At 72.6% G+C, this 23,150-nt stretch carries 21 protein-coding genes; 7 read left to right on the top strand and 14 right to left on the bottom strand.

Annotated features, from left to right (window positions below; genetic code table 11):
* Positions 1-91: 91 nt before the first annotated feature.
* On the bottom strand, positions 92-688 hold the full coding sequence (nadD, locus tag AB0J36_RS25810; RefSeq protein WP_357134515.1) for a nicotinate-nucleotide adenylyltransferase: 597 nt from the start codon (positions 686-688) through the stop codon (positions 92-94).
* A 107-nt stretch (positions 689-795) separates the two neighbouring features.
* On the opposite strand from nadD, the gene AB0J36_RS25815 reads away from it, so the two are divergent.
* Positions 796-1,455 carry a PadR family transcriptional regulator gene (locus AB0J36_RS25815; RefSeq protein ID WP_357175683.1) on the top strand — a complete coding sequence of 220 codons (660 nt, stop codon included), beginning with the start codon at positions 796-798 and terminating at the stop codon, positions 1,453-1,455.
* Between the two features lie 160 nt (positions 1,456-1,615).
* On the top strand, positions 1,616-2,830 hold the full coding sequence (locus tag AB0J36_RS25820) for an FAD-dependent monooxygenase (protein ID WP_357134511.1): 1,215 nt from the start codon (positions 1,616-1,618) through the stop codon (positions 2,828-2,830).
* Between the two features lie 83 nt (positions 2,831-2,913).
* Here AB0J36_RS25820 and pepN read toward each other — a convergent pair whose 3' ends face one another.
* Positions 2,914-5,430 carry an aminopeptidase N gene (gene pepN, locus AB0J36_RS25825; protein WP_363661201.1) on the bottom strand — a complete coding sequence of 839 codons (2,517 nt, stop codon included), beginning with the start codon at positions 5,428-5,430 and terminating at the stop codon, positions 2,914-2,916.
* 69 nt (positions 5,431-5,499) lie between these two features.
* Here pepN and AB0J36_RS25830 point away from each other — a divergent pair, with 69 nt between their 5' ends.
* Positions 5,500-5,718, top strand: coding sequence for a DUF397 domain-containing protein (locus AB0J36_RS25830; protein WP_355053179.1), 219 nt, complete (start codon positions 5,500-5,502; stop codon positions 5,716-5,718).
* Between the two features lie 102 nt (positions 5,719-5,820).
* Here the strand turns inward: AB0J36_RS25830 and AB0J36_RS25835 are convergent, their stop codons facing one another.
* Positions 5,821-6,207 (bottom strand): hypothetical protein, encoded by a 387-nt coding sequence (locus tag AB0J36_RS25835; protein WP_357134506.1) that lies wholly within the window; start codon positions 6,205-6,207, stop codon positions 5,821-5,823.
* 219 nt (positions 6,208-6,426) lie between these two features.
* On the opposite strand from AB0J36_RS25835, the gene AB0J36_RS25840 reads away from it, so the two are divergent.
* Together AB0J36_RS25840 and AB0J36_RS25845 are read left to right on the top strand one after the other, a co-directional pair.
* Positions 6,427-7,671 (top strand): cytochrome P450, encoded by a 1,245-nt coding sequence (locus tag AB0J36_RS25840; RefSeq protein ID WP_357397615.1) that lies wholly within the window; start codon positions 6,427-6,429, stop codon positions 7,669-7,671.
* Positions 7,672-7,779: 108 nt separating this feature from the next.
* Positions 7,780-8,820 (top strand): glycosyltransferase, encoded by a 1,041-nt coding sequence (locus AB0J36_RS25845; protein ID WP_357397617.1) that lies wholly within the window; start codon positions 7,780-7,782, stop codon positions 8,818-8,820.
* Positions 8,821-8,918: 98 nt separating this feature from the next.
* Here the strand turns inward: AB0J36_RS25845 and AB0J36_RS25850 are convergent, their stop codons facing one another.
* The 3 genes from AB0J36_RS25850 to AB0J36_RS25860 are packed head-to-tail and all read right to left on the bottom strand — an operon-like array spanning position 8,919 to position 10,889.
* Positions 8,919-9,569, bottom strand: a complete 651-nt coding sequence (locus AB0J36_RS25850) for a DUF3618 domain-containing protein (RefSeq protein ID WP_357397620.1) — start codon at positions 9,567-9,569, stop codon at positions 8,919-8,921.
* Positions 9,566-10,033, bottom strand: a complete 468-nt coding sequence (locus tag AB0J36_RS25855; RefSeq protein ID WP_357397623.1) for a phage holin family protein — start codon at positions 10,031-10,033, stop codon at positions 9,566-9,568. The genes AB0J36_RS25850 and AB0J36_RS25855 overlap by 4 nt, the downstream gene beginning before the upstream one ends.
* 31 nt (positions 10,034-10,064) lie before the next feature.
* On the bottom strand, positions 10,065-10,889 hold the full coding sequence (locus tag AB0J36_RS25860) for a hypothetical protein (protein ID WP_357397626.1): 825 nt from the start codon (positions 10,887-10,889) through the stop codon (positions 10,065-10,067).
* A gap of 230 nt (positions 10,890-11,119) precedes the next feature.
* Between AB0J36_RS25860 and AB0J36_RS25865 the strand changes: the two genes are divergently transcribed.
* Positions 11,120-11,611 carry a DUF4383 domain-containing protein gene (locus AB0J36_RS25865; RefSeq protein WP_357397628.1) on the top strand — a complete coding sequence of 164 codons (492 nt, stop codon included), beginning with the start codon at positions 11,120-11,122 and terminating at the stop codon, positions 11,609-11,611.
* A 178-nt stretch (positions 11,612-11,789) separates the two neighbouring features.
* Here AB0J36_RS25865 and AB0J36_RS25870 read toward each other — a convergent pair whose 3' ends face one another.
* The 8 genes from AB0J36_RS25870 to AB0J36_RS25905 all read right to left on the bottom strand — a co-directional run bounded on the left by AB0J36_RS25870 (position 11,790) and on the right by AB0J36_RS25905 (position 21,389).
* Positions 11,790-12,239 (bottom strand): GNAT family N-acetyltransferase, encoded by a 450-nt coding sequence (locus AB0J36_RS25870; protein ID WP_357134495.1) that lies wholly within the window; start codon positions 12,237-12,239, stop codon positions 11,790-11,792.
* Positions 12,240-12,309: 70 nt separating this feature from the next.
* Positions 12,310-13,785 (bottom strand): GTPase ObgE, encoded by a 1,476-nt coding sequence (gene obgE, locus AB0J36_RS25875; protein WP_357397631.1) that lies wholly within the window; start codon positions 13,783-13,785, stop codon positions 12,310-12,312.
* Positions 13,786-13,878: 93 nt separating this feature from the next.
* Positions 13,879-14,133, bottom strand: coding sequence for a 50S ribosomal protein L27 (rpmA, locus tag AB0J36_RS25880; RefSeq protein WP_043966727.1), 255 nt, complete (start codon positions 14,131-14,133; stop codon positions 13,879-13,881).
* A gap of 11 nt (positions 14,134-14,144) precedes the next feature.
* The gene (gene rplU, locus AB0J36_RS25885) at positions 14,145-14,459 is read right to left on the bottom strand and encodes a 50S ribosomal protein L21 (protein WP_007464063.1); all 315 of its coding nucleotides are present in this window, start codon (positions 14,457-14,459) and stop codon (positions 14,145-14,147) included.
* Between the two features lie 167 nt (positions 14,460-14,626).
* Positions 14,627-15,103 carry a hypothetical protein gene (locus AB0J36_RS25890; protein WP_357134492.1) on the bottom strand — a complete coding sequence of 159 codons (477 nt, stop codon included), beginning with the start codon at positions 15,101-15,103 and terminating at the stop codon, positions 14,627-14,629.
* A gap of 194 nt (positions 15,104-15,297) precedes the next feature.
* On the bottom strand, positions 15,298-18,366 hold the full coding sequence (locus AB0J36_RS25895) for an Rne/Rng family ribonuclease (protein WP_357397638.1): 3,069 nt from the start codon (positions 18,364-18,366) through the stop codon (positions 15,298-15,300).
* Positions 18,367-18,497: 131 nt separating this feature from the next.
* Positions 18,498-19,217 carry a TIGR03936 family radical SAM-associated protein gene (locus AB0J36_RS25900; RefSeq protein WP_357175718.1) on the bottom strand — a complete coding sequence of 240 codons (720 nt, stop codon included), beginning with the start codon at positions 19,215-19,217 and terminating at the stop codon, positions 18,498-18,500.
* 168 nt (positions 19,218-19,385) lie between these two features.
* Positions 19,386-21,389: a TIGR03960 family B12-binding radical SAM protein gene (locus AB0J36_RS25905; protein WP_363661202.1), complete on the bottom strand. Its 2,004-nt coding sequence runs from the start codon at positions 21,387-21,389 to the stop codon at positions 19,386-19,388.
* Positions 21,390-21,561: 172 nt separating this feature from the next.
* Here AB0J36_RS25905 and AB0J36_RS25910 point away from each other — a divergent pair, with 172 nt between their 5' ends.
* On the top strand, positions 21,562-23,121 hold the full coding sequence (locus tag AB0J36_RS25910; protein WP_357397641.1) for a hypothetical protein: 1,560 nt from the start codon (positions 21,562-21,564) through the stop codon (positions 23,119-23,121).
* Positions 23,122-23,150: the final 29 nt, after the last annotated feature.

Raw genomic sequence — 23,150 nt, forward strand, 5'->3', positions numbered from 1 at the left:
GTGCGATCCTCCAAGCGTCTCACACCCGGCGAGGTCCCGACCCGTCAGTTCTGGTCGGTTAGACGCACCAACCAGCACATACCGGACGCGATCAGGACTGATAGAGGCGTCGCTTGGCGATGTACTGCACCACACCGTCAGGCACCAGGTACCAGACCGGCTCACCCCGGGCGACCCGGGCACGACAGTCGGTCGACGAGATGGACATCGCGGGCACCTGGATCAGGCTGACCGTGTCCGCCGGGAGGTGCTTGTCGGTCAGCGCGAAACCGGGCCGGGTCACACCGACGAAGTGGGCCAGCTCGAAGATCTCGTCCAGGTCCTTCCAGGACAGGATGCGTTGCAGCGCGTCCGCTCCGGTGATGAAGAAGAGCTGGACCTTGGCGCCGTACTCGGCCTGGAGGTCGCGCAACGTGTCGACCGTGTAGGTCGGGCCGCTGCGGTCGATGTCGACGCGACTGACCTGGAAGCGGGGGTTGGAGGCGGTGGCGATGACCGTCATGAGGTACCGGTCCTCGGCGGGGCTGACCGGCTCGTCGGCCTTCTGCCACGGCTGCCCGGTGGGGACGAAGACCACCTCGTCCAGGCCGAACCGGTCCGCCACCTCGCTGGCCGCGACGAGGTGCCCGTGGTGGATCGGGTCGAAGGTGCCACCCATGATCCCGATCCGCCGGATATCTTCCTCCACCCGTTGATCGTAGGCCGGGCGTCGGAACCGCCCGTATCGGCCCGAGGGACTGGCGACACGGATACTCGCGTGCGTATACTCGTCCACGAGTATTTGGGAGGTGCGTCATGCCGAAGCGGCGCAAGGTCGGCAACCTGCTGGCGCTGGCCGTGCTCTCCGCCCTCGTCCAGCGGCCCATGCACCCCTACGAGATGGCCAGCACGCTGCGCGCCTGGGGCAAGGACCAGGACATGGAGTTCAAGTGGGGCTCCTTCTACACGGTGATCCGCAACCTGGACAAACACCAGTTGATCGCCGCCGTGGAGAGCGTGCGCGAGGGCCGACGCCCGGAACGCACCGTCTACCGGATCACCGACGCGGGCCGGGCCGAGCTGGTCGACTGGGCGCGGGAGCTGGTCGGCATGCCCATGGCGGAGCATCCCCGCTTCCGGGCCGGCCTCTCCGTGCTCGCCGCCCTGCACCCCGACGAGGCGATCGACCTGCTCCGGCAGCGACTCGACCGACTGGACGACGCGCTCCGCCGGGACCGCGAGACGCTCGACGCCCACCTGCGGGACGTCCCGCGACTGTTCCTGGTCGAGAACGAGTACGACCTCGCCATCCGGGACGCCGAGGCCACCTGGCTGCGGGCCCTGCTGGCGGAGTTGACCTCGGGAAGCTACCCGGGGCTGGACACCTGGCGGGCCTTCCACGAGACCGGCGAGATGCCGGCCGAGCTGGCCGAGCTGGCCGCAAGGACCAGCAGCGACCCCGACACCGCCGACTGACAAGACAGCTCCGGCGGGGTGCGCCAACACCCCGCCGGAGCCCTACCCCGAACCGACACCTGAGCAGGCACCCGGCCCGAAGCGGCAACCACGAGGATAACCGGGTCCCCTCCCAGGACGGTTCGTCCGCACCCACGCGACGACACCAGGGAGAAAGAGCATGACAACGGTACGAACCGCACTCGTCATCGGCGGCGGCATCGCGGGGCCCGTGGCGGCCCTCGCCCTCCACCGCGCCGGCATCACCGCCACCGTCGCCGAGGCGTACCCGGCGACCGCCAGCGGAGCCGGTGGCATCGGTGGCACCCTCGCGCTCGCGCCCAACGGCGTGGCAGCCCTGCGGGCCGTCGGCGCGGACGAGGCGGTGACGGCGATCGCCACCGGGATCCACCGCAGCGTCATGGCCGTTGGCGCCCGACGGATCGACCTGCCGATGCTGGCCGGAGTGCCGCCGCTGCGCGTGGTACACCGGGCCGAGCTGCATCGGGTGCTGCACGACCGGGCCGTCGCCGAGGGCATCACCTTCGCGTACGGCAGGCGACTGGTCGACGTCACGCAGACCGACGACGGCGTGACCGCGCGTTTCGAGGACGGCACCACGGCGACCGCCGACGTCCTGGTCGGCGCGGACGGCATCCGTTCCACGGTCCGTGACCTCATCGACCCGGCCGCGCCCGGCCCCCGATTCACCGGACTGCTCGGCTTAGAGGCGGTCGCCCGGCACGAGGTGGACGCCGAGGCGGGCACGATGACGTTCGCCTTCGGACGGCGCGGCTACTACCTGTACTGGCCCGAGCCGGGTGGCGGCACCCGCTGGGGGGCCAACCTGCCGGGGCAGCGGCCGATGAGCCTCGTCGAGGCCCGTACGGTGCCCGCGCGGCAGTGGCTGGACACGTTGCGCGCCACCTACGGCGACGACGACCCGGGCCGGGAGCTGATGGCCACCAGCTCCGCCGACGACCTCCAGGTGGCCGGCGCGTTGCAGATCATGCCGCCCGTGCCGCACTGGCACCGGGGTCGCCTGGTGCTGGTCGGCGACGCCGCGCACGCGCCGTCGAACAGCTCCGGGCAGGGCGCCTCGCTCGCCATCGAGAGCGCGGTGCAGCTCGCCCGCTGCCTGCGGGACCTACCCGACGTGACGTCGGCCTTCGAGGCGTACGTGCGGCTGCGTCGCACCCGGGTCGAGAAGGTCGCCGCCCGCGCCGCGCGGATCAACCACACGAAGGCGCCCGGCCCGGTCGCCCGGACGCTGATGCCGCTGCTCATACCGCTGCTGGTGCGCACGGCGATGGACCCGGAACGCACCATCGCCCACGAGCAGCGCTACGTCATCGACTTCGACGCCCCGGTCACGGCCGAACCCGCCCTGCGCTGAGCACGGGCGCGGGGTGGCCGCTCGGGCCACCCCGCGCTCCGACCATCGCAACCCGGGCCGCCCACCACGGCGGCCGGCCGACCTCAGGCCGAGGCGGCGGCCACCGCCGTGCGCGCCACGAGCGCCCGCCGCAGGTCGTCGTCGGCGTCGGTGACGACCCGCCGCAGGCCCGCCGTCAGGTCGTCGCGGGCCAGCAACGCCGCGGCCGCCTCCCGGGTCGGCTGCGCCACGGCGTAGCGGGGAAACGCCAGCTTCGCCACCCGGTCGGCCGTCCAGGGGGTACGACGACGAGCGGCGGCCGGCATCTCGGCGAAGTACCGCCCGACGTACGCGGCGGTCAGCTCGGGCTGCTCGGGCTGCCAGAACCCCTCCGCCGTGGCCTCGAGCAGCCGGTTGGACAGCTCGGTGTTCCGCATGAGGATCTCCCATGCCGCCTGCTTCGCCGCCGGGTCGGGCCGGGCGGCCCGGCAGTACGCGGCCTGTTCCGCGCCGGCGGAGCTGACGTCGGCCCGCGCCTCCTCGGCGATCTCCGCCTCGCCCGCCGCGCCCAGCACCACGAGCCGGCGCAGCACCGCCCACCGCAGCTCCGCGTCGACGGCCAGCCCGGCCGGTACGTCCCGGCCGGCGAGCCAGCCGACGAGCAGGTCGCTGTCGGTGGTCGCGGCGATCCAGCCCCGGGCGGCGGCGAGCTGCAACGACTCCCCCGCCGGCGCGCCATCGAGCAGACGCCGGCACGCCTCGGCGACCCGGGCCAGCGCCGCCGAACGGGCCAGCGGGTCGAGGTAACGGTCCACCAGCGACCGGCTGATGACGAGCACGTCCTCCGCGATGATCACCTCGGTCTCGACGGGCAGCGCCGCGACCATCAGGTCGACCAGGCCGGCGACGGGCCGTTCGCCGTCGGTCGCCGCGTCCAGCGCCTCGCCCCAGAGCACCGCCCGGGCAAGCGGATCGGTCAGAGAAGGCAGCACCACCGCGACCGCGTCCGCCGACGCCTCGTCGAGGCGTACCTTGGCGAAGGTCAGGTCACCGTCGTTGAGCAGCAGCACCTGGGCCGCCGGCTCGCCCGTCAACGCGCCGAGCACGGTACGACCGCCGTCGACGGCCGGATCGAGATCCACCTCCGCGCGCTGGACGACGCCGTCCGCCGCGTACCGACCCACCCCGATGCGGTGCGGACGCAGCACGGGGTGCGACGCGGGGGCGGTCTGCACCACGGCGACCTCGGTGTAACGCCCGTCGGCGTCGACGTGGACCTCGGCGCGCAACGTGTTGACCTGCGGCCGGCGCAACCACAGCTCGGCCCAACCGGACAGGTCCCGGCCGCTGGCGGCGGAGAGGCTGGTGAGCAGGTCGGCGAGGGTGGCGTTGCCGAAGCGGTGCGCGGCGAAGTGCGCGTTCAGGCCGGCGAGGAAGGCCTCGTCGCCGAGCCACGCGACCAGTTGCCGCAGCACGGCCGCGCCCTTGGCGTACGAGATGCCGTCGAAGTTGAGCAGACCCTCGTCGGCGTCGGCCACCTCCGGCGGCGCGACCGGGTGGGTGGAGGGACGTTGGTCGGCCGCGTATCCCCAGGCCTTGCGGCGCATGGCGAACGTCGTCCACGCCTGGTCGAAGCGGGTGGCCTCGGCGGTGACCCGGGTGCCCAGGTACTCGGCGAAGGACTCGTTGAGCCACAGGTCGTCCCACCAGCGCATAGTGACCAGGTCACCGAACCACATGTGCGCCATCTCGTGGGCGATGGTGGTGGCCCGAACCTCGCGCTGGGTGTCGGTGACCGCCGAACGGAACACGTAGTCGTCGCGGAAGGTGACGATGCCCGGATTCTCCATCGCGCCGGCGTTGAACTCGGGCACGAACGCCTGGTCGTACTTGCCGAACGGGTAGCGCTCGGCGAAGAGCTGGTGGAACCGGTCCAGGCACCGCCCGGTGATGTCGAAGATCTCCTCGGCGTCGGCGTCCAGGTGCTCGGCGAGCGAGCGTCGACAGTAGATCGCCAGCGGTATGCCGTCGTGCTCGGCACGGCGGACGTGGTACGGCCCCGCGATCAGCGAGAAGAAGTACGTCGCCAGCGGCGCGGTCGGGGCGAACTCCCAGCGCCCCGGGGCCGGGGTGGCGACCACCTCGGCGTTGCCGGAGACCGTCCACCGCGGCGGCGCGGTGACCGAGAGGGTGAACGGGGCCTTGAGGTCGGGCTGGTCGAACGCGGCGAAGATGCGCTGGGCATTGTCGAGGAACGACATCGCGTAGAGGTAGGTCTCGCCGTCCGCCGGATCGACGAAGCGGTGCAGCCCCTCCCCGGCGTTGGAGTACGTCATCTCCGCCTCGACGACGAGGGTGTTCGTCGTGTCGAGATCGACCAGCGGCAGCCGGTTGTCGGTCAGCGTGGCGGGGTCGACGGCCCGGTCGTTGAGGCGTACCGCGAGGAGGTTCGCCGGCCTGACCTCGGCGAAGGTCGCGGCCCCGGCGGTCGCCCGGAACCGGATCTCGACGCGGGACCGGAACAGATCGCCGTCGCCGGTCAGGTCGAGGTCCACCTGATAGGACTCGACAGTAATCGCCGCGCCACGCGCGGTCGCCTCTACACGGGTCAGGCTCGGCATCCGCTTATCCTGCCCGATGGGGATCGGCAGGCGGTCCCCACCTGGCCCCCTGCAGTGGAGGAAAGAACCATGGCGCAGCACCCCAAGGGCGATTTCGACCTCTCCCGCGCGGTCTGGCAACGGGCCGAGGGGGACACCTCCGAGAGCGCTGTCGAGGTCGCCTTCGTCGACGACCTGATCGGGATGCGCAACTCCGCCGAGCCGCAGGGCCCGGTGCTGGTCTTCACCCAGGCCGAGTGGGACGCGTTCGTGGCCGGCGCGCAGGACGGCGAGTTCGACCTCGACTGATCCGCCGTGGCACGTGCCGGTGTCCTCTTCGAGGGGGACACCGGCACCGGTCGCGCGGTGGGGGTTTCTCAGCAGGGTTAGGGCGGGTGTCAAAGCCCGTGGCTAGTCGCCGTCGCCCCAGCCCAGACCGCCCGGGCCCGGCGCGTGGTGGAAGCCGGGATGGTCGGCGACGTCGACGCAGCGCTCCCCGTCCGGGCCGACCGCGCCGCAGAACAGCCGTTCGGCCCGGTGCCAGGCATCGGCCGGCGACAGGGCCGCCGCACCGAGCGCCAACTCCGGGCGGAGCAGGCTCAGCGCCTCCGCGTACGCCACCGCCTGTTCGAGCGCGTCGGCCGCGCCCGGCGCGGTGAAGCCCAGGTGCACGGTGAAGAACCGGCGCGGTCGGGCCGGCCGGCCCGGCGGGCCGATCAGCGGCCGCCCGGCCCGGCCCGCACCCAGCGTCTCGACCGCCCGCCGCTGCCGCCAGCGCGGCGGCCTGTTGTCGTTCATACGTCCTCCCCGTGGTCGTGGACACCTCGGCCCGACGGGGTCGTCACCGTCGTCCGACGATGCCGGCCGACGACGGCCCCACCGGCAAGCCAACCAGGTTCCGCCGCCCGTGGGAGGGGCCAGCGGACGCGCTGTCGACGCGGGGATTGCGCGGCGGCCACGAGGGTAGACGTGCCCCGGCGGCGACGCGGGCCGCCGCCGGAACCTCGAGGAGGCCCGATGGCGACCATGCCGGCCGACCGCGGCCCGGACAGCACCCTCGCCCTGCTGCGCGCCGGCTACCGGTTCATCGGAGAACGCTGCGACCGCCTGGGCAGCGACGTCTTCTCAACCCGGATCCTGCTCACGCCGACCATCTGCCTGCGGGGTCGACCAGCCGCCACCCTGTTCTACGACAACGAGCGCTTCCAGCGCGAGAGCGCCATGCCGCTGCGGATTCAGCGGACCCTCACCGGTCGGGGCGGCGTGCAGGGGCTGGACGGCGCCGCGCACACCGACCGCAAGGCCATGTTCATGTCGATCATGACGCCGACGGCGATCGCGCGACTCGGGCACCTCTTCGACGCCGAGTGGCGGGCCCGGATTCCCGCCTGGGAGGCGGCCGGCGCGGTGCCGCTCTACGACGAGCTGGGCCGGCTGCTGACCCGGGTGGTCTGCGCCTGGGCCGGCGTGCCGCTGGCCACGTCGCAGGTCGACCGCCGCGCCGTCGACCTGCACGCCATGATCGAGGGCCCGGCGGTCGTCGGCCCACGGCACTGGCGGGGCCTGCTCGCCCGCCGCCGCGCCGAACGCTGGATCGGCGACCTCGTCGAACGGACCCGGGTCGGCATCCACCCGGCCCCGGCCGACAGCCCGCTACGGGTCGTCGCCGAGCACCGCGACATGCGCGGGGCGCTGCTCCCCCGCCGGATCGCCGCCGTCGAACTGCTCAACCTGCTGCGTCCGACAGTCGCCGTGGACCGGTACATCGTCTTCGCCGCGCTCGCCCTGCGCGACCACCCCGCGTGGCGACAGCGGGTCCACGGCGACGACGGGGCCACCGAGCAGTTCGTCCAGGAGGTACGCCGTTACTACCCGTTCTTCCCGATGGCCGCGGCCCGGGTCCGGCGCTCCTTCGACTGGCAGGGCCACCACTTCCCCCAGGGGCGGCGGGTGCTGCTCGACCTCTACGGCACGAACCACCACCCGGCGCTATGGCCCGAACCGGAACTGTTCCGCCCCGAGCGGTTCGCCGACCGGCGCGTGGACCCGTTCGCGCTGATCGCGCAGGGCGGCGGCGACCACAGCACCGGACACCGCTGCGCCGGCGAGTGGATCACCATCGACCTCATGAAGCGGGCGGTCACCCACCTGACCGGCGGCATGCGCTACGACGTGCCGCCGCAGGATCTGCGCCTGGACCTGCACCGGATGCCCGTCCTGCCACCCGGCCGCATGACCGTCACCAACGTCCGCCGCGCCTGAGGTCGTCGTTGTCCCGGGGGTCGGTGCTTCGCACCGGTTTGGGCGGCCGCCGTGCGGGCAGGCGCAGCGGGCGGCACACCCGCCGCGCAGCACCGCCCAGGAGGCGCGATGCCCTCTCCGGCCACCGGTGACGCCCGGCGCGCCGCGCGTCACGACACCGGCGGAACGGCCCTGCCGATGGCGTACGTCCTGCCGCTGCGCTGGCACACCGACGCCGGCCTGGACGAGCTGACCGGCTACCTGCGCCGGCTGAGCGGTCTCGTCGACGTGATCGTGGTCGACGGGTCGCCTCCGGAGCTGTTCGCCCGGCACGCGGCGGCCTGGCGGCCGCTGGTGCGGCACCTGCCGCCCGACCGGGCCCGGCGCGGGCTCAACGGCAAGGTGGTGGGGGTGCACACCGGCGTCGGCGCGGCACGCCACGAGCACGTGGTGATCGCCGACGACGACGTCCGGTACGACGAGGCCGGGCTCCACGCGGTGCACCGACTGCTGGACCGGGTCGACCTGGTCCGGCCGCAGAACTACTTCGACCCCCTGCCCTGGCACGCCTGGTGGGACACCGGGCGGACGCTGCTCAACCGCGCTCTCGGAAACGACTACCCCGGCACCCTCGCGGTACGCCGCAGCACGTTCCTCGCCATGGGCGGGTACGACCCCGACGTGCTCTTCGAGAACCTGGAGCTGATCCGTACGGTGCGGGCCCACGGCGGCGTCGAGGTCGCGCCGCCCTGGCTGTACGTACGGCGGCTGCCGCCGGACGCGGCGCACTTCCGGGGCCAGCGGGTCCGCCAGGCGTACGACGACCTGGCCCAGCCGGTCCGCCTGCTGACCGCGCTCGCGGTCGTGCCCGCGCTGGCCGCGGCGGTCGCGTCCCGCCGGCCCCGGCTGCTGCTCGGCATGACGGCCAGCGTCGTCGCCCTGGCCGAGGCGGGTCGCCGCCGCGCCGCCGGTGCCACCGTCTTCCCACCGACCACCACGCTGGCCGCCCCGCTCTGGCTGCTCGAACGCGGCATCTGCAGCTGGCTTGCGATAACCCAGCGCCTGCTGAAAGGCGGCGTCAGCTACGGCGACACCAGAATCCGCACCCCAGCCCACCGCCACGAAGTCCCCGCGATCTTGCACTTTCTGCTGGGACAGAAGCCGCGTTAGCCGACAGGTCAGCAACAGGAAGTGCAAGATCGCGGGGAGATACGGCGACGGCTCGCAGCCACCGGGGTGGCCGCGAGCCGTCGTAGACGTCGGTGACTTCAGGAACTGACCTGCTGGCGGGCCTGCTGTGCCTGGTCCTTGACGTCCTGGGCGGCCGAGCGGCCGTCGTCCTTGACCGCGTGCACCGCGTCCTGGGCGGTGGACCTCACCGACTCGGCGGCGTGCTGGGCCGGCTCACGCAGCTCGTCCTTGAGTTCGCTGGCAACCTCGCCCAGCTTCTCCTTGACGACTGCGCTGTGCTCGCCGACCTTCTCCTTGACCTGCGCGGCCGCCTGCTGCTCCCGGCGGGACGCCGGAATCAGCGAGGAGGCCAGCCAGCCCACGCCGAAGGCGATCAGACCGGCGGCGAGCGGGTTGCCCTGCGACTTCTCCCGGATCACGCGGGGCGCGCTGTGGGCCGCGTCGCTCACCGAGGAGGCCGCCGACTGCGCGGCGTCGCTGACGCTGGACGCCGCCGACGACGCGCGGTCACCCACCGAGTGGGCGGCGTGGCCGGTGCCGTGGCCGAGGTCGGAAGCGGTTCCCATGACCTTGTCCCTCACATTCTGCAGCGCGGAGCGGGCCCGCTGCTTACGGTCGTCGACGATGCGGCTGGGGCTGACCTTGTACGCCAACGCGTCCACGTCGGAGCTGAGGCTGTTGCGGGTGGCTTCGATCTCCCGGCGGATCTGGTCGGGGTCGGTGCTCATCGGGTGACTCCCTCCGGGTGGGGCTTGAGCGCGTCGGGGATCCGCTGCACGCTGTCGTTGGTCTGCTTGAGCCCGCGTACGTGCTGGGCGTTCTTCTTCGCCGCCGAGTAGAGGACGGCGGCGACCACGGCCCAGACCACGGCCACGATCAGCGCGGCGAGCCCGGAGTCCATGACGTTGTCCAGGAACTGCCAGATGGCGATCGAAACGAAGAGGGCCACCATGTAGCCGCCGAAGCCGGCACCGCCGAAGAGGCCCGCGGCCTTGCCGGCCTTCTTGCCCTCCTGACGGATCTCGGCCTTGGCCAGCTCGACCTCCTGGCGCATCAGCGTCGACAGGTCGGTGGTGACCTGACGCATCAGGTCACCGAGCGAACTGCCCTTCACCTCGGCCGCGGTGTGCGGGGCACCCGCGTCGGGGTGGTAACCGGAATCCAGTCCGGACCCCTGCGTCGGCATGCTCATGCCGCCGCCTCCCTTCGGATGACTCGGCGCCTCACGGGCGGGGGCTGCCGCTGGACGGCACGCCCGGCAGCGGGTCGGTCTGGGTCACCGGCGGCAGCGGCTGACCGGTGCTCGCCGGCTCGGTGTAGCCGCCCTGGCGGGCCGGATCGCGGTAGCCGTCCGGCGTCGGGTCGGTGTAACCGCCGGAGGTCGGCTCGGTGTAGGTGCCCGGGGTCGGGTCGAGGTAACCGCCGGCCGGGGTGGCGTCCGCGGCCGTGCGGGGCGTCGGCGGCGGGGTGGGGATCACGGCGGTGCGCTCCGGGTCGTACGCGCCCGCGCCGCGGTAACCCGCGGAACCGTTGCCGGAGTCGTCACCGGAGGCCGAGATGCCCTTGGTCAGGCGGCCGGCCAGCACACCGAGCACCGCCGCGCCGACCAGGAAGGTGCCCGGATTACGCCGCGCGTAGTCGCGTACCTCATTGATCAGGTCGCCGGGCTGGCGCTCTTCGAGCCAGCCGGCCACGCCGTGCACCCGGTCGGCGGCCTGGCGGGCCAGCTCGCTCACCGGACCGGCCTGGCCACCCTGCTCGGCCATCGAGCGCATCTCATCGGCGATCGACCGCAGTCCGCCGGCCGCGCGGCGCTGCTGCTCACCGGTCTGGCTGGCGAGCTGGCTGCGGGCCTCGCCGTAGAGGTTGCGGGCCTGCCGGACGGCCTCACGGCCGACCTCGGTGCCCTGCTCCTTGGCGGTCTGGGCGACCGCGCCACCGGCGTGCGCCGCCTCGGACCCGACGTGCCGGGCCTGCTCGCGGACGCCGCCGCCGTTGGTGGACTCCTGGCCGTACGTGGTGGAGGTGGGTGACAGATCGTAAGTCATGATTTCCCTTCCGCTCGGAAGTGTCGTCGCGGTTGTTCTGGGGGAGGCGGCCGTGTCGCCGTGGCCGCTGACAACTCACCTACCCGGCGTTTTGGCTTCCATACCTGTTCGTGCATTTCTCTGCGCGAGCGTCGGGAGGGACTTCAAAATGGAGGATCGCGGGGCTGCGTCACGTCGCCGCTGCGGACAGCGACGTTCGCGGGACCGGGAGATCCACGAAAGGGGCACCGATGGCACGAGACGCGCGGGGTGGCCGACCTGCCGCGCCCCGACTGCGGGTGCAGGTCGCCGCGCTGGTCGTGGCTGGGGTCTTCCTGCTGATCGGTGTCCTCGGCTACATCCCCGGCATTACCACCGACTACAGCGATCTGGCCTTCGCCGGGCACCACTCGGACGCCAAACTGCTCGGCGTGTTCCAGGTCTCGATCCTGCACAACGCCGTACACCTGCTGTTCGGGCTGGTGGGTCTGGTGTTGGCCCGCAGCGTCGCCGGCGCGCGGGTCTTCCTGGCCGGGGGCGGCGCGATCTACCTCGCCCTGTGGCTGTACGGCCTGGCGATCGAGGCGATCGACGAGGAGGGTGGCGCGAACATCCTGCCGGTCAACGGCGCTGACAACTGGCTGCACCTCGCCCTCGGCTTCGGCATGCTGGCCCTCGGCCTGCTGCTGTCGAACGAAGCCGGGACCGGCGGACGCCTCGACACCCCAATCGACCGCCCCTGAGCTGCTACTTCGCGCGGATGCTCACCGGTACCTGGTGCAGCGCGGCTCGACCGGAGTCCAAGCCGGTCACCGTCGCGCACGCCGAGGCCGGGGCCTGACGCCGCCCGCGCGCCCATTAGCCGTTAGGAAGGGCCCCTTTCTATACACCAGGCGTTAAGAAGGTGCCCTTCCTTACGTCTCAGGCAGCGACCGGGAGCCGTTTGGCGAAGCAGACGCTGTACGGGTTGCCCACGTACTCGCCGTACACCGGGATCGGTTCGTAGCCGCACGAGGTGTACAGCCCGACGGCCGCCGGCAGGTACGTGCCGGTCTCCAGGCAGACCACGGTGTGCCCCTGCTGGAACGCGCACTCCTCCAGGGCGGCGAGCAGTTGCCGAGCGATGCCCCTGCCCCGGTACGCCGGCCGCACGTACATCCGCTTGACCTCGCCGGTGACGGCGTCGAGCGACTGGAGTCCGCCACAGGCGACCGCCCGACCGCGCACCACCACGGCCAGGTAGCGGATGTCGTCGTGGGTGACGGTGACCTGCCCGTCCAAACCGCCGTCAGCGACGCGCAGCTCACGCTGCTGGGCGACGACCAGGGCGGCGATTTCGGGATCGATGGCGGGCCGCGACTCGATCAGCATCACCCGACGCTAAGCGGGATTGATTTCGCGGAGGTTTCCGGCAATCAACCCGATCACGGAGCGCAACCGGCTACTCGGCGTCATCCTCGATGTCGTCGTCGCCCATGTCCGCGCCGATCTCGTCCGCGTCGATCTCGTCCTCCGGGCGCACCCGGCGGGCCTTGCGCGCGGCGAGCCGCTCCGCCGCCGACGCCCGGTTCGACTTCTCCTCCAGGCGGACGTCGGTGCCCCGGTTACCGGGCACGAACTCCACGCCCGCGTAGAGCGTCGGCTGCCAGTCGAACTCGCGCTCACCGATCCGGACCAGGTCACCGGGTTCGGCGCCGGCCTTGGCCAGCTTGTCCTCGACACCGAGGCGGGCCAGCCGGTCGGCGAGGTAGCCGACCGCCTCGTCGTTGTCGAAGTTGGTCTGCTTGACCCACCGCTCAGGGCGTACGCCCCGGACGGTGAACGAGCCGTCGGCCTCGGCCGTGATGGTGAAGCCGGCGTCGTCCACCGCCATCGGCCGGATCACGATCCGGGTCGGCTCGGCCGGCGGGGCCGCCTTGCGCTCCGCCTCGACCAGCTCGGCCATCGCGTACGTCAGCTCCTTGAGCCCCTCGCGGGTGGCCGCGGAGACCTCGAACACGCGGTAGCCGCGCTCCTCCAGGTCCGGGCGGACGATCTCGGCGAGGTCCCGGCCGTCCGGCACGTCGACCTTGTTCACGGCCACCAGCCGGGGGCGGTCGGTCAGGCCGCCGTACTGGCTCAGCTCGGCCTCGATGGCGTCGATGTCGGCGACCGGGTCGCGGCCGGGCTCCAGGGTCGCCGAGTCGATGACGTGCACCAGCACCGCGCAGCGCTCGATGTGCCGCAGGAACTCCAGACCCAGGCCCTTCCCGGTGGCCGCGCCCGGGATCAGGCCCGGCACGTCGGCGACGGTGAAGGTGTGGTTGTCCATCCGGACCACACCGAGGTTGGGCACGAGGGTGGTGAACGGGTAGTCGGCGATCTTCGGCTTCGCGGCGGAGATCACCGAGATCAGCGACGACTTACCGGCCGACGGGAAGCCCACCAGGCCCACGTCGGCGACGCTCTTCAGCTCCAGCACGATGTCCAGCTGGTCGCCGGGCTCGCCCAGCTCGGCGAAGCCGGGCGCCTTGCGCTTGGCGTTGGCCAGCGACGCGTTGCCGCGCCCGCCGCGCCCGCCCCGGGCCACCTCGAAGGTGGTGCCGGCGCCGACCATGTCGGCCAGCACGGTGCCGTCGGTGGTCTGGACCACAGTGCCGTTGGGCACCTTGAGCACCAGGTTGTGGCCGTTGGCCCCGTCCCGGTTCGACCCGGCGCCGCCCTTGCCGTTGTCGGCCTTGACGTGCGGGTGGAAGTGGAAGTCGAGCAGCGTGGTCACCTGCGGGTCGACCACCAGCGACACGCTGCCGCCGTGGCCGCCGTTGCCGCCGTCCGGCCCCCCGAAGGGCTTGAACTTCTCGCGGTGGATCGAGACACAACCGTGCCCACCATCGCCGGCCTGCAGATGCAGGACGACCCGGTCAACGAACGTCGCCACGGCGTCAATCCTTCCAGCGAGGGTCGACCCCGCACGTCGAAAAAGCCGAGCGGGCCGGGACCCGGAGGTCCGCGGCCCGCTCAGCGAAGAGAACTACTGCTGCGGAACGATGCTGACGGTCTTGCGACCGCGCTTGGTGCCGAACAGGACCGAGCCGGCGGCCAGGGCGAACAGCGTGTCGTCGCCGCCACGGCCGACCAGGTCACCGGGGTGGAACTTGGTGCCACGCTGCCGGATGAGGATCTCACCGGCGCTGACGACCTGACCACCGAAGCGCTTCACGCCAAGTCGCTGGGCCGCGGAGTCACGACCGTTACGCGAGCTGGACGCACCCTTTTTGTGAGCCATTGGAGGACGACCTACTTCCCGCTGGAGATGCCGGTCACCTTGACCTGGGTCAACGGCTGGCGGTGACCCTGGCGCTTGTGGTAGCCGGTCTTGTTCTTGAACTTGTGGATCCGGATCTTCGGGCCCTTGGTGTGCGCGGCGATCTCGCCGGACACCGCGACCTCGGCAAGCTTCGCCGCGTCGGTCACCAGGTCGTCACCGTCGACGAGGAGCACCGCGGTGAGCTTCACCGCGTCACCGGGGGCACCGGTGAGCTTCTCGACCTCGATCACGTCGCCCTCGGCGACCTTGTACTGCTTGCCGCCGGTCTTGACGATCGCGTACATCGGAGGCGGACTCCCTGTCGTTGAGGCTGCTGACTGGTCGTCCCCGCGGCGGCTCGCCGGGTAGCAGTGCACGGCGGCGCGGGCACGCGGGAACTCGGCACACCAAAGGTGGGCCGTAGGCAAGAGTACGCCATCGCTGGCATGGACCCCAAACCGGCCCGCCCTGGTTACCGGGCGCAGAGCTGATCGAGACGCTGCTGGAGCCGGTCCAGCTCGGTCTCGTCGATCGACTCGACGTCGACGCCGAGGGCGGCGACCTCCGTGCCGAGGTCACTGAGCAACGTCCTGAGCTGCGCGTCGGTGGCCTGAGCCCTCTGCTCCCGCAGCGCGGTCCGCCAGCCGGCCAGGGCCGCCTGCGCCCGGGTCCGGGCCGCGTCGGCCGTCACGGTGTCACCCGCGCCCACCGCGGCGACCATCTGGCCCAGCTCCTCGACGTATTCCCGGACGGCGGTGGTCCCGGCCCGCCGCGCCTCGGCACAGACCCGGGCGTCACCGCCCGTCGCGCCACCGCCCAGCGGCGTAGCAGCCGGACCCGTCGGCGCGGAACCCCCGGTCGGGCCCGCACCACCCGAGCGGTCGTCGGAGCAGCCCGCCGAAGCCAGGAGTACGGCTACCAGCAGGGTACGAGCGAGCAGGCGACGCATCTTCTTCTCCTGACCGGGGCCGAGCGTTCCCGCGTCGGGGTGACCCGAGCGGCGAGGTCCCTCCCCGTCACATTGCCGGGAAAGGGACCTCGTCAAACACCGGGCCGGTCAGCCGTCAGAGACGGGCGGGCCGGTCAGCCGTTCAGGGACGGCGGGCCGGTCAGCCGTCAGAGACAGGCGGGCCGGTCAGCCGTTCAGGGGCGGGTCCGTCGGCGGGCGCCACCCCGACGGGAACGACGACGTCCGGTGCCACCCTCGGCGGCCTCCTCGTCGCCGTCGGCGTCGGCGAGAGCGTCCGGGTCGTCCGCCGCGGCCAGCCGGGCCGACTCACCCCGCTGGCTGTCGGACACCGCCGGAGCGGCCTCCGTCTCCGTCTCGTACCGGGACAGGTCGTACCCCATGGTGTCCTGGTAGTCGGCGTGCGGTTCGGCGTGGTTGTCGGTGTCGACGACCTCGATGACGGCGCGCTCGGCCGGGGCGCTCTTGCGCGCCCGGCGGCGGGAGGACGGCGTGCCGTTCTCCGCGGCCGGGGCGGCCGCGGCGGCCGGCGCCGACGACGCGACGGCCTTGACCTTCTCCGCGGCCCCGCCGGTGCGCGGCTTCTCCGGCACCGGCTCGGTGTGGATGATGACGCCCCGGCCCTTGCAGCAGTCGCACGTCTCGCTGAACGCCTCGAGGAGGCCCGCGCCGATCCGCTTGCGGGTCATCTGCACCAGACCGAGCGAGGTGATCTCGGTGACCTGGTGCTTGGTGCGGTCCCGACCCAGGCACTCGGTGAGCCGGCGCAGCACCAGCTCCCGGTTCGACTCGAGCACCATGTCGATGAAGTCGATCACCACGATGCCGCCGATGTCCCGCAGCCGGAGCTGGCGGACGATCTCCTCCGCCGCCTCCAGGTTGTTGCGGGTGACCGTCTCCTCCAGGTTGCCGCCGGAGCCGGTGTACTTGCCGGTGTTCACGTCGACGACCGTCATGGCCTCGGTCTTGTCGATCACCAGCGAACCGCCGGACGGCAGGAACACCTTGCGGTCCAGACCCTTGATGATCTGCTCGTCGATCCGGTACTCGGCGAACACGTCGTTGGTGCCGACGTGCCGACGGACCCGGTCGACCAGGTCCGGGGAGACGTGCGACAGGTACGACTCGACCATGCCGTACGACTGCTCGCCCTCGATGACCAGCTCGCGGAAGTCCTCGTTGAACAGGTCCCGGACCACCCGGATGACCAGGTCGGGCTCCTCGTAGAGCAGCACCGGGGCGCCACCCTCGGCGGCCTTGGCCTGGATGTCCTCCCACTGCGCCTGCAACCGCTTGACGTCGCGGGCCAGCTCGTCCTCGCTGGCGCCCTCCGCGGCGGTACGGACGATCACGCCGGCGCCGTCCGGGACCAGCTTCTTGAGCACGTCGCGCAGCCGCTTGCGCTCGGTGTCCGGCAGCTTGCGGCTGATCCCGGACGCGTTGCCGTTGGGCACGTAGACCAGGTGCCGACCGGAGAGCGCGATGTGGCTGGTCAGCCGCGCGCCCTTGTGCCCGATCGGGTCCTTGGTGACCTGGACCAGCACCGAGTCGCCGGAGCGTAGCGCCTGCTCGATCGAGCGGGCCCGCCCCTCCAGCCCGGAGGTGTCCCAGTTGACCTCGCCCGCGTAGAGCACCGCGTTGCGGCCCCGGCCGACGTCGACGAACGCCGCCTCCATGCTGGGCAGCACGTTCTGGACCTTGCCCAGGTAGACGTTGCCGGCCATGGTGCCGGAGGAGTTGCGGGTGACGTAGTGCTCGACCAGCACCCCGTCCTCCAGGACGGCGATCTGGGTACGGTCGCCGCGCTGCCGGACCGCCATCACCCGGTCCACCGCCTCCCGGCGGGCCAGGAACTCCGACTCGCTGAGGATCGGCGGCCGCGTACGGCGCTGCTCCCGGCCGTCCCGGCGACGCTGGCGCTTGGCCTCCAGCCGGGTCGAGCCGGACACGCCCTGGACCTCGTCGACCGTACGACGGGGTTCGCGGATCTTGACCACGGTCGGCACGCCGTCGTCGGCGGCCGCCCCCTCGGTGTCACCCGCGCCCCGGCGACGACGGCGACGGCGACGGCGGGTCATCCCGTCCCCGCCCTCGGACTCCTCGTCCTCGTCGCCCTCGCCCTCGGCCTCGACCTCGGCGGTCTCCTCCTCGGCCTGCGCCGCCTCGTCGGACTCCTCGTCCTCGGCGTCGTCGGCGCCACCCTTGCCCCGGCCCCGACCACGGCGACCACGGCGGCGGCGACGGCGCGCGGCGGCGCTGTCCTCGTCGTCCTCGTCCGCCTCGGTGGCCTCGTCGGCCTCCTCGGTCGGCTCCTCCTCGGCCTCGACGGCCTCGATCGGCTCCACCGGCTCCGCGTCGCGGCGGCCGCGCCGCCGACGACGGGAGGGCTCGGCCTCGACGGCCGGCTCCTCGGCGACCGGCTCGGGCTCGGCCGGGCGGGTCACCGGCACGGCGTCCGGCTGAGGCGCCATGAACAGCACGGTGGGCGCGGAGAGCGCTGCGCGACGACGGCGGGTCTTCGGCGGCTCGGCCTCGATGGCCTCGGCCGGCTCGATCGGCTCGTCCGTCACGTTGGCCACGGCGACACCGGGCGGGACATCCCCGAACGCCTGCTCGGCCGCGCCCGGCGGGGTCTGCGCCTCGTCCAGCTCGGCTTCGGCCTCCCGCAGGTCGGACTCGGCCGGCGTCTCGTCGGCCGGGACGGGCTCGGGCTCGGTGACGGCGGCCGGCTCCGACTCGACGGCCGGCTCCGACTCGACGGCAGCGGCGGGCTCCGGCTCGGTGACGGCGGGCGTCGCCTTCTTCCGCCGGGTGCGGGTCACCTTGACCGGGGGAACGACCTCGGGGGACGACAGCTCCGCGCTGGCCGCGACCAGCGGCTCCTCGGCGGTCGTCTCGACCGGAGCGGCCTTGCGACGGCGGCGGGGGGTTTTCGGAGGGACGTCCAGGTCACCGGAGATCGGGGCGAAGACCTCCGCCTGCGGCGACTCGACGGCGCCGATCCCACCGGTGGACGCCTCGACGGGCGCCTCGGCCTGCTCCGGCTGGTTGAGCGGGGCGGCCCGACGCCGGGTGACCCGGGCCCGTCGCGGCTTCGCGGCGGGCTCGGCGCTCTCGGCCCCGGTCTGCTGCGCGCCGGTGGCTTGCTCGGTGCCGGCGGTGCTGTCGGTGTTGCTCTGGTCAGCGGTATCCCCGGCCGGCTGTGAACCGGTCCGTTCGCCGCCCTCGGGCTCGTTCTCGAGCATGGACGTTCTCCAGTTCTGGCTGCCCCGGGCGCGGGTGAGCGCTGCCACGCAGGGTCGCCGCAAAAGTGTTTCCGCCGGGCGCGCGTGGTGCGCGACCGCCGAAGTCTGCCTGCAAGAGCGCTGACCGTCGGTCAGTGCCCAACGATGGCTGCCCCGCCGCGGTCCGCATCCAACGGATCCACGATCGCACCCTGCGCGGTCAGCGTGCCCTGAGCCAGCCGGGTCACCCTCGGCGAGACCGGCGGCTCCAGGTCGGCCACCACGCGGAGGCCGGAAAGGACGTCATCGGGCCGTACGGACGGAGTGACCTGCCGTACGACCAGTTCGAGTATCGCACACGGTACGGCCGGCGCCCCGGAAGGCGTCTGCGTCGGGGGTAGGACATCGATTGATATGACTGCCGCGCGGGCGTCGAAGGTGCGTCGCCCCTGCTTGGTCATCCGCTCGACCAGAACCTCGTCGGCGGCGGTGAACGCGTCCACGGCGGCGCGCAGGGTCGCCGTGTCGACCTCGGGCAGCTCGATGTGCCAGTGCGACGCCTCGATACGGTCGGCCAGGCTGCCACCCTCGGCGATCACCACCTCCAACACGTCCAGCCCGGGCGAGAGCGCGGCGTCGAGCGCGGCGCGCAGCGCCTCCGGGTCGACCGGGGCCTGAAGGCCGATCTCCAGGTACTCCGCCTCGCTGGCGACCCCGGTCGGAGCGGCGCTGGCGTAGGAGATCTTCGGGTGCGGGGTGAAGCCCTGGGAGAACGCGATCGGTACGGCGGCGCGACGCAGCGCGCGCTCGAAGGCCCGGGCGAAGTCCCGGTGCGAGGTGAACCGCAGCGGCCCGCGCTTGGCGTACCGGATGCGGGCGCGCTGGACGACCGGCGCCTGCCCACCCTCCGGCTGGTTTCTCTTACTGATCGTCTCGCTCCTCGAAACTCAGCACCTCGTTGATCATGAAGTTATTGTCGACGACACGCCGTGGTGCGGGCAACAACTTCATGATCGACGCGAGCGACCCACTGGGGTCGGTCAGGGGGCGGGGGTCTTCAGGGGGGTGATCGGCGTCAGGGGGAGGAGTTTCTTGCCCGTCGGGCCGATCTGGATCTCGGTGTCCATGGAGGGGCAGACGCCGCAGTCGAAGCACGGGGTCCACCGACAGTCGTCCTGCTCGAACCCGCTGACCGAGTCCTGCCAGTCCTGCCAGAGCCAGTCCTTGTCCAGGCCCGAGTCAAGGTGGTCCCAGGGCAGGACCTCCAGCTCGTCGCGCTGGCGGGTGGTGTACCAGTCGAGGTCCACCCCGAACGCGGGCAGCGTCTCGGCCGCCGCGTCCACCCAGCGCTGGTACGAGAAGTGCTCGCTCCACCCGTCGAACCGGCCGCCGTTCTCCCAGACCCGGCGGATCACCGCGCCGACGCGGCGGTCACCCCGGGAGAGCAGGCCCTCGATCAGCGACGGCTCGCCGTCGTGGTAGCGGTAGCCGATCGCCCGGCCCAGCGAACGGTCGGCGTTGATGGCCTGCTTGAGGATCTTGAGCCGGTGGTCGATGACCTCCGGACGGTCCATCGAGGCCCACTGGAACGGGGTGTGCGGCTTCGGCACGAACCCGCCGATCGAGACCGTGCAGCGGATGTCCTTGGAGCCGGTCGCGGCCCGCCCGGCCCGGATCACCTCGTGGGCCATCTCGGCGATCTCGAGGACGTCCTCGTCGGTCTCGGTGGGCAGGCCGCACATGAAGTAGAGCTTCACCTGCCGCCAACCGTTGCTGTACGCGGTGACGACCGTGCGGATCAGGTCTTCCTTCGACACCATCTTGTTGATGACCTTGCGGATCCGCTCCGACCCGCCCTCCGGGGCGAAGGTCAGACCGGTACGCCGCCCGTTGCGGGACAGCTCCTGCGCGAGGTCGATGTTGAAGGCGTCCACCCGGGTCGACGGCAGCGACAGCGACACGTTCGTGCCCTCGTACTGCTGGGCCAGGCCCGAGCACATGTCGCCGATCTCGGAGTGGTCGGCCGAGGAGAGCGACAGCAGGCCCACCTCGTTGAAGCCGGAGAACTCCAGGCCCTCACGCACCATCTGCCCCACGGTGGTGATCGACCGCTCCCGCACCGGGCGGGTGATCATGCCGGCCTGGCAGAAGCGGCAGCCCCGGGTGCAGCCCCGGAAGATCTCCACGGCGTACCGCTCGTGCACCGTCTCGGCGAGCGGCACGAGGGGCTTCTTCGGGTACGGCCACGCGTCCAGGTCCATCGTCGTGCGCTTGTGCACCCGGAACGGCACATCCGCCCGGTTCGGCACGACCCGCTGGATCCGCCCGTCCGGCAGGTAGTCGACGTCGTAGAAGCGCGGCACGTAGACGCTCTCGGTGCGGGCCAGCCGCAGCAGCAGTTCGTCGCGGCCACCCGGGGAGCCCTCGGCCTTCCACTCCCGGACGATCGCGGTGATCTCCAGGACGGCCTCCTCGCCGTCGCCGAGCACCGCGGCGTCGATGAAGTCGGCGATCGGCTCCGGGTTGAACGCGGCGTGCCCACCGGCCACGATCACCGGGTCGGCGTCGGTACGGTCGGCGGCCAGCAGCGGAATGCCGGCCAGGTCGATCGCCGTCAGCATGTTGGTGTAGCCCAGCTCGGTGGAGAAGGAGATGCCGAACACGTCGAACTTGCGCACCGGCCGGTGCGCGTCGACGGTGAACTGCGGCACGCCGTGCGTGCGCATCAGGCTCTCCAGGTCGGGCCAGACCGCGTACGTCCGCTCGGCGAGGGTGTCGGGCAGCTCGTTGAGCACCTCGTAGAGGATCTGCACACCCTGGTTGGGCAGGCCCACCTCGTACGCGTCGGGATACATCAGCGCCCAGCGCACCGTCGCGGCGTCCCAGTCCTTGACGACCGCGCCCAGCTCACCGCCGACGTACTGGATCGGCTTGGAGATCTGCGGGAGCAACGGCTCGAGCCGGGGCCAGATCGACGGCTCCGAGTTGGAGTCGTCGCCCGAATTGGTCGCGGCCGCGCGCGGCGTCGTGGACGGGGCACTCATGATGCCCAAGGGTACGCGCCCGCTCGGAGGTGACCGCGCGCACGCCACGATGCCGGCCGACCGGCCGACCCGAGCCCCGCGCCGGCCGACCCGAGCCCCGCGCCCGGTGCCCGGGCGGCGGTGGTGGCGGCACGGTACTAACCTCGGACCGGCGCGAGAGGAGATTGCCGCGATGCCGGAGCCCCAGCCGGGAGCACGGCCGGCCGACGGGCGCACCCCTGGCCCGAGGCCGGACGACGCTCCGGCGGTCGCCGACGAGTCGACCTCCCCACCCGTACCCCCGAATCAGCCGGCCGCCCCCGACGGCCCGGAACCCCCGGTCGAACCGACCGCCGCCGCCCCGGCGGAGGCGGCGACGCCGGAGCCCGCGGCGAAGCCGGACCCGACGGCAAAGGAGCCGGCGGCCGAGCCGGACCCGACGGCGCAGAAGCCGGCGGCCGAGCCGGACCCGACGGCGCAGAAGCCGGCAGCCGGGCCGGACCCGACGGCGAAGGAGCCGGCGGCCGAGCCCGAGCCGGCCGACAAGCCCGAGCCGCACCCGACTTCCCCGGCGCCCGCGGCCGAGACCAGGCCGGCTGCCGGGCCCGAACCCACGGCCCGCGAGCGCGTGGGTGGCGGCCCCGACTCCCCCGCCGCGCCGCCCGCGCCCCGGTGGAGCGGATCCGCGCCGGTTCCGCCTGCGCTGCCGCGTCGGCGCGCCTGGGGGGAGTCGGCCGAGCCGACCCCGCCGCCGTTGCCGGAGCAGCCGCTCGAGCACCGCACCCCGGTCGACCCGTGGGCCGGGGTGGACACCGGCGGCTGGGACCTGCCGTCCGCCGAGCTGCCTCCGCTGCCGCCGACGCTGGGCTACCCGGTCCCGCCGGCCACCCGGCAGTGGTCCGGGCCGCCGGTCGGCGCGCATCCCGTCTCACCGCCGCCGGTCGGGACGCACCCTGTCTCGCCGCCGCCCCACCACCAACCCGCCGGCCACCCACCGCCGGCCTACCTGCCGCCGGTCGCCTACCCGCCACCGCACGCCCGACCTGCCCCGCCGCATCCACCCACCGCCGCCGGGCCCGCCGCGCCGGTCCGCCCGGCGCCGCCGGCCCGGGTGCCGAAGCAGCGCCGGGGGCGGGGTCCGACCGCGCCGCCGCCGCTCGGGGAGGCCCCCAAGGGGTACCCGCCCCCTCGACCACGGCGCCGCCGGCGTCGCTGGCCGTGGCTGCTGCTGCTCAGCCTGGCCTGCTGCTGTGGCTGCCCCGCCTACTACGGCCTGCCGATCTCGTCCCAGTACCCGGCCAGCGCCGCGCTGCCCGAGCAGGTCGCCGACCTGAGCCTGCGGCAGGACGACGGCAGCTCCGAGACGGCCAAGCAGTTGGAGAAAGAGGTACGCCAGGAGCACCTGCTGGCCGAGGACACCTTCGCGGGCGTCTACCGGACGGCGGACGGCAAGCAGGTGACGGTCTTCGGCGGCACCGGCTTCCGGCTGACCCCCGAGGCGGACGCGGACGAGGAGATCACGCGGCTCGGTGAGCGCTACGCGCTGGAGGCCCCCGAGACGGTGCGGACCGGCGTACGGGGTCGGTACGAGCGCTGCGCGATCGGTCGACCAGCCGGGGGCGACGTGGTGGTGTGCACCTCGGTCGACCACGGCAGCATCGCCACCGGGGTGTTCACCCGGCTCTCCGTCTCGGACAGCGCGACGTTGCTCGACACCCTGCGCACGCAGATCGTCCAGCCCAAGCAGGGCTGAGTCGCATCCGGGCCGCCGCTCGCGGGCAT

Origin of the sequence: Micromonospora sp. NPDC049662 (genome assembly GCF_040675055.1) — a bacterium.
Classification (GTDB): Bacteria; Actinomycetota; Actinomycetes; order Mycobacteriales; family Micromonosporaceae; genus Micromonospora.

What these genes read in the sequence shown, in the direction of transcription:
- AB0J36_RS25830 (WP_355053179.1), top strand. Translation starts at nt 5,500, where the DNA reads ATGGCGCAGCACCCCAAGGGCGATTTCGACCTCTCCCGCGCGGTCTGG.
- rpmA (WP_043966727.1), bottom strand. Translation starts at nt 14,133, where the DNA reads ATGGCTCACAAAAAGGGTGCGTCCAGCTCGCGTAACGGTCGTGACTCC.
- AB0J36_RS25890 (WP_357134492.1), bottom strand. Translation starts at nt 15,103, where the DNA reads ATGCGTCGCCTGCTCGCTCGTACCCTGCTGGTAGCCGTACTCCTGGCT.
- AB0J36_RS25860 (WP_357397626.1), bottom strand. Translation starts at nt 10,889, where the DNA reads ATGACTTACGATCTGTCACCCACCTCCACCACGTACGGCCAGGAGTCC.
- AB0J36_RS25870 (WP_357134495.1), bottom strand. Translation starts at nt 12,239, where the DNA reads ATGCTGATCGAGTCGCGGCCCGCCATCGATCCCGAAATCGCCGCCCTG.
- AB0J36_RS25910 (WP_357397641.1), top strand. Translation starts at nt 21,562, where the DNA reads ATGCCGGAGCCCCAGCCGGGAGCACGGCCGGCCGACGGGCGCACCCCT.
- AB0J36_RS25850 (WP_357397620.1), bottom strand. Translation starts at nt 9,569, where the DNA reads ATGAGCACCGACCCCGACCAGATCCGCCGGGAGATCGAAGCCACCCGC.
- AB0J36_RS25840 (WP_357397615.1), top strand. Translation starts at nt 6,427, where the DNA reads ATGGCGACCATGCCGGCCGACCGCGGCCCGGACAGCACCCTCGCCCTG.
- AB0J36_RS25815 (WP_357175683.1), top strand. Translation starts at nt 796, where the DNA reads ATGCCGAAGCGGCGCAAGGTCGGCAACCTGCTGGCGCTGGCCGTGCTC.
- AB0J36_RS25905 (WP_363661202.1), bottom strand. Translation starts at nt 21,389, where the DNA reads ATGAGTGCCCCGTCCACGACGCCGCGCGCGGCCGCGACCAATTCGGGC.
- AB0J36_RS25895 (WP_357397638.1), bottom strand. Translation starts at nt 18,366, where the DNA reads ATGCTCGAGAACGAGCCCGAGGGCGGCGAACGGACCGGTTCACAGCCG.
- AB0J36_RS25835 (WP_357134506.1), bottom strand. Translation starts at nt 6,207, where the DNA reads ATGAACGACAACAGGCCGCCGCGCTGGCGGCAGCGGCGGGCGGTCGAG.
- pepN (WP_363661201.1), bottom strand. Translation starts at nt 5,430, where the DNA reads ATGCCGAGCCTGACCCGTGTAGAGGCGACCGCGCGTGGCGCGGCGATT.
- AB0J36_RS25820 (WP_357134511.1), top strand. Translation starts at nt 1,616, where the DNA reads ATGACAACGGTACGAACCGCACTCGTCATCGGCGGCGGCATCGCGGGG.
- AB0J36_RS25865 (WP_357397628.1), top strand. Translation starts at nt 11,120, where the DNA reads ATGGCACGAGACGCGCGGGGTGGCCGACCTGCCGCGCCCCGACTGCGG.
- rplU (WP_007464063.1), bottom strand. Translation starts at nt 14,459, where the DNA reads ATGTACGCGATCGTCAAGACCGGCGGCAAGCAGTACAAGGTCGCCGAG.
- AB0J36_RS25845 (WP_357397617.1), top strand. Translation starts at nt 7,780, where the DNA reads ATGCCCTCTCCGGCCACCGGTGACGCCCGGCGCGCCGCGCGTCACGAC.
- AB0J36_RS25855 (WP_357397623.1), bottom strand. Translation starts at nt 10,033, where the DNA reads ATGAGCATGCCGACGCAGGGGTCCGGACTGGATTCCGGTTACCACCCC.